We start from the raw sequence: 11,394 nt of genomic DNA, 5'->3' as shown, positions 1-11,394 counted from the left end.
GTATAGATTCAGGGAGATACGCAACATCCCCTCTTGCGCGGGGGCTCTGGATGGTCAAAGTGGCGCGTTCGTGCGGTGCACCAAAAGCGCCCGCGAGGAGTTTTCCGATGATTGGTCTAGTACTTGTGACCCACGGGCGCCTTGCCGACGAATTCAAGGCGGCGCTTGAGCATGTCATGGGTCCACAAAAGCAAATCGAAGCGATCACGATCGGCGCCGAAGATGATTCCGATCTCTGCCGAAGCGACATCATCGAGGCGGTCAACCGCGTCGATTCCGGCGACGGCGTTGCGATCCTCACCGACATGTTCGGCGGCACGCCGTCGAACCTCGCAATATCCTGCATGAGCCGGCCCAAGGTCGAAGTGCTCGCGGGCATCAACCTGCCCATGCTGGTGAAGCTCGCCAAGGTGCGCGAAGAGCGACCGCTGCCCGACGCGATCGCGATGGCGCAGGAAGCCGGCCGCAAATACGTCACCATCGCCAGCCGCGTACTCGCCGGCAAATGAGCGACGAGGCGCCACAAGCCGCGACCGGCGTGCCCGCGGGCGCGATCTCCAAGGATCTCCTGATCATCAACAAGCGCGGCCTGCATGCGCGCGCCTCGGCGAAATTCGTCCAGGCGGTCGAGCGCTTCGACGCGCAGGTGTGGGTGACGCGCGGCGGCGAGACCGTCGGCGGCACCTCGATCATGGGCCTGATGATGCTCGCCGCGGGTCCCGGCACGACGATCACGGTGGCGGCGGCAGGGACCGACGCCGAAGCCGCGCTCGCGGCAATCACCGAGCTCGTCGAGAGCAAGTTCAACGAGGAAGGGGTTTAGCAGACCCCTCCGTCATTCCGGGGCGATGCGCAGCATCGAACTATGGCGCGCAATTGCGCACCTGAGAATCCCGAGGTTCCGGGTTCACGCTTCGCGTGCCCCGGAACGACAATCCACCTCACTTCCCCGGCGGCGCGATGTAGACGTTCCAGCTCATCGATGGGCCGGCCTTGCCGTTTGTGAAGCGGCGCGTGCTCATCACCATGCGCTCGGCGTTCGGCGCAACCTCCGACACCCATTTCTCGAACGCCGGCAGGCGTTCGTTGGCCGGATCGAACACGCCGATGAAGCCGTATCGCTTGACGTCGTCGAGCGACGTCAGACCCGAGCTCCACGGCTCGTTCGGCGTGAACGCTGCGGGGTGATCCGGGCTGTAGAACACCATCGGCTGGATCGACTCCATGGTGCCGGCAACGACCGCCCAGCGCGAGGCAAAGCGCATGTGCCATTCCTGAGTCAGCTTGCGCGCCAGCTCCGAGCGCGCGCCATAGGTCGCGGTGTTGCCGGCATTGGCCGCCATCTCGCGCGCGGCGATGAGGGGCGAGGCCGCAAGCGTCGCGGCGCTGAGCACGAGCCAGATCGCTGCGATGTTGAACAGCGCGGCGCTCTGCACGCGCAACGTCGGGATCGCGACCAGCGCGAGCGGGACCAGGAAGAACAGCGAGATGCCCCAATCGGTCTTCATGTAGATGCTGAACACCAGCGCGCCGAGCGGCGGGCCGAAGGCGACGATGAGCTGGATGATCCAGACGTTCAGCGCCTGCGAGACGTTGACGCCTGCATTGGCGCCGCGCGCCCAGGCGCGCGTGACGATGCGCAAGGGCGCCCGCAGCAGCAATTTAACCCAAGGCGGCACCAGCGCCATAGCGAGCGCCGCGAGCGCCACCGGCAAGGCGAGCAGCGCGAAGTTATGCAGGAAGTAGCCCGCGACGAGCTGATGCACCTGGCTCTTGTCCTGCAGGCTGTAGGTGTCGCCGGCATAGGTCAGCGGCACGAAATGCGCATCCGCCAGCCAGACGATGTGCGGGATCATCGCCGCGACCATCGTGGCGATGGCGACCCACGGCGCGGGCGACGACAGGAAGCGCAAACGCTCGGGATGGATCAGCGCGGCGAGCCCGATGGCGCCGATCATGGTCAGCACCCAATATTTGGTCATCAGCGCCAACGCGCCGGCAAGGCCAAGCAGGATTCCGGATTGCCAGCTCCGCTTCTCGAAGGCGTTGAGATAAGCGAGCACCAGGAGCGGCAGCGTGACGAGCTGCAGCAGGTCCGGGTTGTACTTGAAGCCCTTGAAATTGAAGATCGGATAGAGCGCGATCATCACCACGACCAGGAACGCGCGGCGCGCATCCACCACGCGCAAGGCGATCAGCCAGCAGAGCACCATGCCGACGCTCACCGTTGCCATCGCCAGCGCATAGGTCGCCCAGTCCGCCGCCGGGAACGCCTTGAACCAGAGGCCGGCCACCCAGCCCGACAGCGGCGGGTGCTTGCCATAGCCCCAGAGGAATTTCTGGCCCCAGCCCCAGGCTTCTGCGACGTCCATGTGAACGTCCTGCGCCGCCTTCAGATTGATCAGGATGAAGGTCCACAGCACCGCATGCAGGATGGCAAGCTGGATCACCAGCCACAGGCGCGTCTCGGGGCGGACCGCGCAGGCAACCAGGAAGGCCCGGAAGCGGTCAAAGCTCGGGCGGACTCTTGCGCGCGGTCGGGAGGAGGAGATCGAAGTCATGGACATGGGCGCTTGCGTAGCGCGTTTTGTGCCTGAGTGAAATCAGCTTGGCGTGAATGAATGATCGCTTGGCGCACAGACACGATGCGGGATCACCGGGCCAGCAGTTCCGGGCGATATTCAAAATGCATCGTGTCGTAGTGATACCATTTCCCGCCCCAGATGAAGCCGTGGCGCTCGAAGATGTCGACGATCTCCTGCGGCATCCTGTTCTTGTAGGGGATGGATTTTCCGCGGCCCGCCCAAAGCCAATAGTCGGAATATTTCAGGTTCAGGTCGATCGCGACGGCATAGCCATGCATGCTCATCTTGCCGGTATCCGCGACAGGCCGGCACGACAGCACACCGGCGATCGGAAAGGCCGCGGCCCTCACCGCCGGATCGAGCTTGTCGATCTCCGCGGACACCTCCTTGAGCCGGTCGGCCACACCATTGATCCGCGTCACCTGGACCGCCTTCCCCCATGACCGCGGCAGCCAGGTGATGGTCACGAGATTGCGCTGTACCGCTCCATTGCGGCAGTCGCCATACATCTTCTTGAAGAACGCTTCGTTCCGGAATCGTCCGGGATCGGCGTTCACCGCGGGCGGCGCGGAGGCGCCGACGGGATAGGGCAAGCGGAGCTGGTCGAGGATCGAGGCATCGCGCAGCCGCTGATCAAACGATTTGTCGTCGATGCCATCGTCCACCGGCATCGCGGTGCCATCGCGCCACAAGATCTGCTTGCCGTCGTGGCCTGAGAGGAAATCGGGATAGGCACGCACCAGCCGGTCAAGAAGCTCGGTCCTGGTCTGGGCGCCCGCCGGGACGGACACGGCGACAAGAACGACGATAACTCGTGCCGCCCGCGACGCAATCGTCATCGACGCTTGCCAGCCTGATCGAGCAGCGCGACGTTCGCCTCCTCGATCGGATTGAGCTTCGGATTCCATGTTCTCGGCGAATACCACGGGAAACGTTCGAAACGCGCCTTGAGATCTGCCGCCTCGAAATAACGTCCGCGCCGCGCGAATATCTCGTTCCGCGCGATACGGAGATCGTCGTTGGAAAGCCCGCGCAGGTCTGCGACCGTCAGCAGCCGCCGATCCGAATCGGGAAAGATGAAGCCGCTTTGCGCCGGCCCGCCGGCTTCATAGCGATCGATCAAGGCGACGTTCGCCTTCTCGACGGCGTTCAACTGGGGGTCCCAGGTGTGGGGCGCGTACCAGGCGAACTTGCTGAACCTCGCGGTCAGATCGGGCGAGTTGAAGTAGCGCCCCCGCCGCGCGAAGATCTCGTTGCGCGCAAGGCGCAGATCGTCTTTGCTCAGCGTCTTCAGATCACCATCGGCAAGCAGTCGGCTATCCGAATCCGGAAACAGGAAATCCGATTGGGTTCTCGTAACCGGAGCTGTGGATGGCGGCAGGTTCGCGGGAGGCGTCGTGACCGGTGCCGGCACGTTGACTGTCGCGGCCTGCCCTGCCGGCGCGCCTGCAAAGTAGAACGATCCATCGATCGGCGAGCTGGAGACCCAGGGCTGCTGGTTGCTGCCGGTCGCGCGCTTGACGGCGAGTCCCACCTGATTGAACGTCTGGAGCACGTCCAGACCGGGGCGCTGCATCGTCTCGACCAGTGCCCGCGTGTAGGGACTATGTCCGTCGGACCCGTCGAGCGCGACGTTGCCGGGCTGCGTGGCATAGGAGAGCAGCGTTCCCTCCGGCGCCCGGATCTGCGCCAGGCCGCCATCGGAGGCGCGCAAGCCCCGTCCGCCAAACGGGTTGTTCCTGCACGCATCGAGAATGACGATGTTCAGCTTGGTTCCTGCACCGTCCATCTGCCGCAGCACCAAAGCGGCATCGACCATCTGGAAATCGACGTCGGTCTCGCGCGTCGGATTCGCGTTGATCGGCACGAGGTAATTGGTGCCGCGGACCTGGATGCCGTGGCCGGCGTAATAGAACAGGGCGACGTCCGCGCCGATCAGCTGGTTGCCGAAACGCTGGACCGCCGCGTCGAAGCTCGCCTTGTCCAGCTCGACCTGGGCGCCGCCGCCGACCAGCGTGAAGCCGAGCTTCTGCAACGTCTCGGCCACCAGCAGCGCGTCATTCCGGGGATTTTCCAGCCGAGACACGCTCTGGTAGGCGGAATTGCCGATGACGAGGGCGACGCGCCTTTCAGCTGCGGCCGGGACGGAAAAACACACCGCAAATAACAGGGCGAAAAGACGCTTCCAACGCATTGCCTATTTCCGTGACAGAAAGCCGGAAAGCTAGCAGAGCCGGCCCCTGAAATCGACGGCGGGGAGGCCGAGATTGCGGCGGCATGACGAATCGATGTCGCCCCGCCCGGACCGACTGAGCGGACTGGCTGCCCCATCCCGGACGCGCCCCCGTGCGGTCGCGGGAGACCAAGTGAATGGTTGCCGCACGGGGATGTGAGTGGTATCCCGCGCCCATGACGACCGTCCCCATTTCCAACATCCGCAATTTCTCCATCGTCGCCCATATCGACCATGGAAAATCGACGCTGGCCGACCGCCTGATCCAGATGACCGGCGGCCTTTCCGACCGCGAGATGGCGGGCAAGGAGCAGGTGCTCGATTCCATGGACATCGAGCGCGAGCGCGGCATCACGATCAAGGCGCAGACGGTGCGCCTGCAATACCGCGCCAAGGACGGCAAGGATTACATCTTCAACCTGATGGACACGCCCGGCCATGTCGACTTCGCCTACGAGGTCTCGCGGTCGCTGGCGGCGTGCGAGGGTTCCCTGCTCGTGGTCGACGCCAGCCAGGGCGTCGAAGCGCAGACACTGGCCAACGTCTACCAGGCGCTCGACAACAATCACGAGATCGTCCCGGTCCTGAACAAGGTCGACCTGCCCGCCGCCGAGCCCGAGAAGGTCAAGCAGCAGATCGAGGACGTCATCGGCATCGACGCCTCGGATGCGGTGATGATCTCGGCCAAGACCGGCCTCGGCGTCCCCGACGTGCTGGAAGCCATCGTCACCCGCCTGCCGCCGCCGAAGGGCGACCGCGACGCGACGCTGAAGGCGCTGCTGGTCGACAGCTGGTACGACGTCTATCTCGGCGTCGTTGTGCTGGTGCGCATCGTCGACGGCACCATGAAGAAGGGCCAGCGCGTGCGCATGATGGGCACCGGCGCGGCCTACGATGTCGAGCGCGTCGGCTTCTTCACGCCGAAGATGCAGCAGGTCGAGGAGCTCGGCCCCGGCGAGATCGGCTTCATCACCGCCGCGATCAAGGAAGTCGCCGACACCCGCGTCGGCGACACCATCACCGACGACAGGAAGCCGGTCGCCGAGATGCTGCCGGGCTTCAAGCCGGCGATCCCGGTGGTGTTCTGCGGCCTGTTCCCGGTCGACGCCGACGATTTCGAGACGCTGCGCGCCGCGATGGGCAAGCTGCGCCTCAACGACGCCAGCTTCTCGTTCGAGATGGAGACGTCAGCTGCGCTCGGCTTCGGCTTCCGCTGCGGCTTCCTCGGGCTGCTGCACCTCGAGATCATCCAGGAGCGGCTGTCGCGCGAGTTCGATCTCAATTTGATCGCGACCGCGCCGAGCGTCATCTACAAGATGAAGCTCACCGACGGCCAGGAGATCGAGATCCACAATCCCGTCGACATGCCCGACGTGGTCAAGATCGCCGAGATCGACGAGCCCTGGATCGAGGCGACGATCCTCACGCCGGACGAATATCTCGGCAGCGTCTTGAAGCTGTGCCAGGACCGCCGCGGCGCGCAGAAGGAGCTGACTTACGTCGGCTCCCGCGCCATGGTCAAATACGACCTGCCGCTCAACGAAGTGGTGTTCGACTTCTACGACCGCCTGAAGTCGGTCTCCAAGGGCTACGCCTCGTTCGACTATCACCTGACCGACTACAAGCCGGCCGATCTCGTCAAGATGCAGATCCTGGTCAATGCCGAGCCGGTCGATGCGCTGTCGATGCTGGTCCACCGCACCCGTGCGGAGGGGCGCGGCCGCGCCATGGTCGAGAAGATGAAGGAGCTGATCCCGCCGCACATGTTCCAGATCCCGATCCAGGCGGCGATCGGCGGCAAGGTGATCGCGCGCGAGACGGTGCGCGCGCTGCGCAAGGACGTCACCGCAAAATGCTACGGCGGCGACATCACGCGCAAGCGCAAGCTTCTGGAGAAGCAGAAGGAAGGCAAGAAGAAGATGCGGCAGTTCGGCAAGGTCGACATCCCGCAGGAAGCCTTCATCGCCGCGCTGAAGGTCGACAGCTGAGGCGACGCTCGGGACGGGCCCGCTCGGTCGCCGGGGCCGGCAAACAGGCGCTCTCCGGGCGACAAACAAAAAAGTGCGAAAACAACCCCATGCACAGTAGCCGCCCCCTTGGCGGCACTGTCCTTTTTCGATTTTCACGAAGTCGGTTTGACCCGTCGGGCAAAACAGGGGTATGGTGGCATCATCGCAGCCGGTGTGATTGGTAGCCGGAGCTCGTAAAGTCCTCTTACCCGTCCCCTCCGGTTGCGCCTGAGGAACCATCCAGGGTTGGATGACGTTTCCCTATGTCGGAGTGTTCTCAAAGGGCGGCGGTTTCCGCGGGAAGCAACCTCTCGAGGTTCACTGATGCAGGAGACGAGCATGACGCTCATATGGCTTGGTGCGCTCCTTGTTTTCGTCGGCGTGCTCCAGATGGCATATCAGCCGATCTGGCGAGGCCGGCTGAGCGGTACCAAACGGCCTCGCTCCAGACTTGACACGCTGGAGCCTAAAGCGCCGGGTAGCGGCTTCAGCATCAAATCGAACTGGCCCGGACTCGTGCTGGTCGCGGTTGGCGGCGCTTCCCTGCTGGCCGCAAGTGTCATCTGAGAGCCCGCAGGATGGGTTGAGGTCTTGCGAAACCCATCGCCCTGATGCGGGCAGACGCAGTATCTCTTGCTTCTCGCCAGCTCAATCCGATTGTGAGGATAAAGTTTGATGGATTTCGCTTCCGCCTTTGCTCTTCGAGCTACGGCGGACAAGTCGCCATCCTACGAGCTGCGAACTAGGCGGAGTTCGTGTTTCAGCTTAACGGTTCGACATGCCGCTCACCAGCCCTATCACGCCTTACGATCCGACCTGGCCGCAGCAATACGCGGCGGAAGAGGCGCGGCTGAAGCCCGTTTTCAGCTCCGCGTTGATCGACATTCATCACGTTGGAAGCACCGCTGTGCCCGAATTGGCGGCAAAGGCTGAAATTGACGTCCTTGCAGTGGTGCGGTCGGACAGCGGGCTGGAAGATTGGAGCCGATCATTGGCAACCCTCGGCTATCGCCGTGGCGGCGACCTTTCTCCAGGCCATCATTTCTTTAAGCGGGACGTCAACGGCGCCCGAACGCACAAGCTTCATGTGTGTCTTGAAGATCATGGAGAGATTGCGCGGATGCTGAAATTTCGGGATCACCTGCGTCAGCATGCCGGAGATCGCTCGAGATATCAGGATTTGAAACTGAGGCTCGAGCGCGAAAATGCCTCGGGTATTCGGCAGTACCTGATCGCCAAAGATCCGTTCATCCGAGACATCCTCGCCAAACTTGATTGATTGCTCATCTGCTGGTGGTGCAGCATCTCGCAATTCTGGTTAGGTCGATCCTATTGTCAGGATAGAGCCTGATGGGTTTCGCTTCCGCCTTTGCTCTTCGAGCTACGGCGACAAGTCGCTCTACCCATCCTACGAGCTGCTGCGCGGCCGCAAACAGAAACACGTCCCCATGCAGAGCAGGACTATCGCATTTGAGAGTTTGTTCCTGCGGCCATCCTTCGAGACGCCCGCTTGGGCGGGCTCCTCAGGATGAGGGCGGAGTGCGCGGCAGCAGTTTCAACGCGCACTGACGCTGATCAGCCTCATCCTGAGGAGGCGCGTTAGCGCCGTCTCGAAGGACGAGGCGTGCACGCAGGCCGCCGCCACAAGCAGGATGAGATCAGGTTTGATTGCTACAACGTAAGTGCACTCCCTCTCCCGCTTGCGGGAGAGGCATAGGCCGCTTTTGGCGGCCGTCATCTCAAAAGACGCCGAGGCAAAGCCCCGGCTATGGCGAAGCGCCGGGTGAGGGCTTTCTCCTCTTGGGATTGTCCCACCGCGGAAACACCCTCTCCCCAGCCCTCTCCCGCTTGCGGGAGAGGGAGCGCACCTCCGTCATTGGAACGATCAAGCCTCATTTCATCGCGCCGGAGCGATGCTCGCTAACGATCCGACGAAATTCGCTGGCTTTCGATTGCACCTTCGCTCTTCGGGCGACGGCGGACACCTCGCCCGACCATCCCGCGCTGCTTCAGATCGGCCTTGTCTTGCCCCGGATGGCCATCGACCGTTTCAGGACTTGCTCGGCATCGGCATGGCGGCCTTGACTGTTGTAGAGACTGGCGAGGTTATCCAGGACACCAGCAAGATCCGGATGATCGGGGCCGAAGCTCTTCTCGAAAATGGCCACCGACTGCTTGAACAGCCGCTCGGCCTCGGCGTTGCGTCCCTGACGCCCATAGAGCGCACCGAGATTGTTCAGCGCCTGCGCGATGTCGGGATGATCGGGGCCGTACGCCTTCTCGGTCACGGCCATCGACCGCTGCAACAGCCGCTCGGCATCGGCATAGCGATGCTGCTGGGTGTAGGTGTCGGCCAAATTGTTCATCAGCACCGTGGCTTCGAGCTCGTCGGGGCCGAGCGCTTTCTGCAGCACGGCGAGACCTCGCTCGAACAGCGGCTCGGCCTGATCGTAGCGACCCTGGCCACTGTAGACGGCGCCGAGATTGCACAGCGGCAACACGATCAAGGGATCGTCGGAGCCGAGCACTTTCTCGTCGATGGCGATCGACCGCTTGAGGACCGGCTCCGCCTCGGCGTAGCGTCTTTCCGCGCGATAGAGATCGCCGAGATTGTTCAGCACCATTGCGACTTCCGCGTGATCCGGACCGAGCGTCTTCTCGCGGATGGCCAGCGCGCGCTTGTACAGCGGCTCGGCAACGGCGTATTCGCCGAGATTGTGATGGATCGTGCCGAGGTCGCTCAGCGGCATCGCGACGCGCGCATCGTCAGGTCCGAACTCCTTCTCGTGAAGCGAGAGAGACTTCTGGGCCAGCGGCAAGGCTTCCATGTACTTCCCGGCCCGATAAAGCTCCTTCATCTGCCGCGTGAGCGCGTCCGTCTCGTCGTCTCCGGCATAGGATGGCGCGCCGAACGGCAGGCTCAGGGCAAGCGCCGTGACCGCAACACAGATCGATGCTTTCAGAGCCTTCATCGCGCCTTCTCTCGTCGCTGACATCAGCGACCACGCGCCGTTGGTGGTCCCGGAAGCCGGACAGGTTCAATGCAGCCGCGGCGCTGACGGGCCCGTCACCGGAAAGTTGCCAAGTACCGGCCAGGAGGACGAACGCGACCGACCGGGCGACGGCGCGGCTGTATGCCGCCGGCGGGCGTCAGCAATTCATCATTGCCCGAGCTGTTGAAGCACGGCGAACCACAACGCCAGCGGCTCCCGGAGCGCGCCCGGCTCGGACGGCTTTTGGCGAACGGCCGTGTGCACCATGACGAGCTTGGAGGCCGGATCGACCAGGATGACCTGACCGCGGATGCCGAGCAGGGCAAATCGGCGCTGCTCGCCGGGGAGGAGCCAGACCTGATAGCCGTAGCCGAAATAGCGCGTGGCCACGTGCGGGGCGAGATGGCCGTCGGCCGGCCGCACGGTGGTGGCATCCAGCAGCCATTGCCGAGGGATCAGCTGCCGGCCTTCCCAGGCGCCGTCATGGGCGAGCAACCGACCCAGGCGCGCATAGTCGCGCAGGGTTGCGTTGAAGCAGCAAAAGGCGATCTCCTGCCCGGTGCCGTCGATCGCCCAGGAGGCGTCCGCCTCGGTGCCGATGGGATCCCAGATCCGGTCGTGCAGATAGTCGGCGACCGGCGTGCCTGTGGCGGCGCGCAGGACCAGCCCGAGGATCTCGGTTTCAACGCTGGCATAGTGGAATTTTGTGCCCGGCGGTGCGGTCCGGGTGTTGAATTGCGCGACGATGGCGGCGGGATCTTTCGGCGCGCCGACGAACAGGGCCCGCCCGAGCCGGGCGATGTCGTCGTTCCCATCATAGACTTCCGAGAATTCGACGCCCGAAGACATGTTCAACAAGGCGCGGATGGATGTGTTGCCATATTCCGTGCCTGCGAGGCCGGGGACATAGGTCGAGACCAGGTCGTCGATCGACTTGATCCGTCCCTCCGAGACTGCGATCCCGACCAGCATGGCCACCAGCGTCTTCGCCATGGACTGCGAGACAAAGCGGTGATGGTCGGTCCGCGCATATTGATAATGCTCGTACAGGATGGTGTCGTCCCTGGCGATCAGGAGTCCCGTCACCGGGTTGCGCTTGAGGTAGTCCGCGATGCTCAGCTTTTCGGTGCCAAAACTGTAGGCGACCTGCGGCTCCGGCGCGCGCTTGAATTGCCAGGGCGCCGTCGCGCGAGCGACCCGGCGCGAGGGATAGATCTCGCCGAAATGGCTGTAGCTCCCGACGAGCTTGTTGAGCTCCGGAGCGGCTCCGCGCGTGCCGACCGGGTAGCCTTCAGCCGCGCCGTAGAGCTCGGCATCGGGACCGCTATCCGAAAAGACCGGCCCCGGCGCGGCGGGCGCGCTTCGGACGTCCTGCGCGCATGCCAACGGCGCCCAGAGCGCAGAGGCGAAAATGACGGGCAGGAAAAGCCTGCGGCACCCGCGCGGCCTAAACGGCGCTCCCCAGTTCATTGGACTTGCCTCCCCGCACGTTCGTGCGTGTGCGCTGATGAGAATAGCATCGCAGGCCGGTGACGCATGCTATCATCGCGGGCAAACGGTGTCAGCTGCGGGGC

10 protein-coding genes are annotated in these 11,394 nt (G+C 63.8%); 5 read left to right on the top strand and 5 right to left on the bottom strand.

What is annotated here, in order from left to right; translation table 11 throughout:
- Window positions 1–107: 107 nt before the first annotated feature.
- Both N2604_RS04030 and N2604_RS04025 read left to right on the top strand, forming a co-directional pair.
- Window positions 108–509, top strand: coding sequence for a PTS sugar transporter subunit IIA (locus tag N2604_RS04030; protein WP_007597752.1), 402 nt, complete (start codon window positions 108–110; stop codon window positions 507–509).
- On the top strand, window positions 506–823 hold the full coding sequence (locus N2604_RS04025) for an HPr family phosphocarrier protein (protein ID WP_260373912.1): 318 nt from the start codon (window positions 506–508) through the stop codon (window positions 821–823). The genes N2604_RS04030 and N2604_RS04025 overlap by 4 nt, the downstream gene beginning before the upstream one ends.
- Before the next feature lie 118 nt (window positions 824–941).
- Here N2604_RS04025 and N2604_RS04020 read toward each other — a convergent pair whose 3' ends face one another.
- The 3 genes from N2604_RS04020 to N2604_RS04010 all read right to left on the bottom strand — a co-directional run bounded on the left by N2604_RS04020 (window position 942) and on the right by N2604_RS04010 (window position 4,779).
- Window positions 942–2,567, bottom strand: a complete 1,626-nt coding sequence (locus N2604_RS04020) for a glycosyltransferase family 39 protein (protein ID WP_260373911.1) — start codon at window positions 2,565–2,567, stop codon at window positions 942–944.
- Window positions 2,568–2,653: 86 nt separating this feature from the next.
- Window positions 2,654–3,424, bottom strand: coding sequence for a M15 family metallopeptidase (locus tag N2604_RS04015; protein ID WP_260373910.1), 771 nt, complete (start codon window positions 3,422–3,424; stop codon window positions 2,654–2,656).
- A complete protein-coding gene (locus tag N2604_RS04010; protein WP_260373909.1) occupies window positions 3,421–4,779 on the bottom strand; it encodes a caspase family protein in 1,359 nt (452 codons plus the stop codon). The genes N2604_RS04015 and N2604_RS04010 overlap by 4 nt, the downstream gene beginning before the upstream one ends.
- Before the next feature lie 215 nt (window positions 4,780–4,994).
- Between N2604_RS04010 and lepA the strand changes: the two genes are divergently transcribed.
- The 3 genes from lepA to N2604_RS03995 all read left to right on the top strand — a co-directional run bounded on the left by lepA (window position 4,995) and on the right by N2604_RS03995 (window position 8,106).
- A complete protein-coding gene (lepA, locus tag N2604_RS04005) occupies window positions 4,995–6,806 on the top strand; it encodes a translation elongation factor 4 (RefSeq protein WP_260373908.1) in 1,812 nt (603 codons plus the stop codon).
- A 360-nt stretch (window positions 6,807–7,166) separates the two neighbouring features.
- On the top strand, window positions 7,167–7,394 hold the full coding sequence (locus N2604_RS04000; RefSeq protein WP_260373907.1) for a hypothetical protein: 228 nt from the start codon (window positions 7,167–7,169) through the stop codon (window positions 7,392–7,394).
- A 211-nt stretch (window positions 7,395–7,605) separates the two neighbouring features.
- Window positions 7,606–8,106 (top strand): GrpB family protein, encoded by a 501-nt coding sequence (locus N2604_RS03995; RefSeq protein WP_260373906.1) that lies wholly within the window; start codon window positions 7,606–7,608, stop codon window positions 8,104–8,106.
- Window positions 8,107–8,836: 730 nt separating this feature from the next.
- On the opposite strand, the gene N2604_RS03990 is transcribed toward N2604_RS03995, so the two are convergent.
- Window positions 8,837–9,799, bottom strand: a complete 963-nt coding sequence (locus N2604_RS03990) for a tetratricopeptide repeat protein (protein ID WP_260373905.1) — start codon at window positions 9,797–9,799, stop codon at window positions 8,837–8,839.
- A 189-nt stretch (window positions 9,800–9,988) separates the two neighbouring features.
- Complete coding sequence (locus N2604_RS03985; RefSeq protein ID WP_260373904.1) at window positions 9,989–11,290, bottom strand: serine hydrolase; 1,302 nt, start codon at window positions 11,288–11,290, stop codon at window positions 9,989–9,991.
- Window positions 11,291–11,394: the final 104 nt, after the last annotated feature.

This window comes from Bradyrhizobium sp. CB1015, assembly GCF_025200925.1.
Classification (GTDB): Bacteria; Pseudomonadota; Alphaproteobacteria; order Rhizobiales; family Xanthobacteraceae; genus Bradyrhizobium.
Note: the sequence above shows the minus strand (reverse complement) of the source record. Positions and strands in the feature narration are given on the sequence as shown.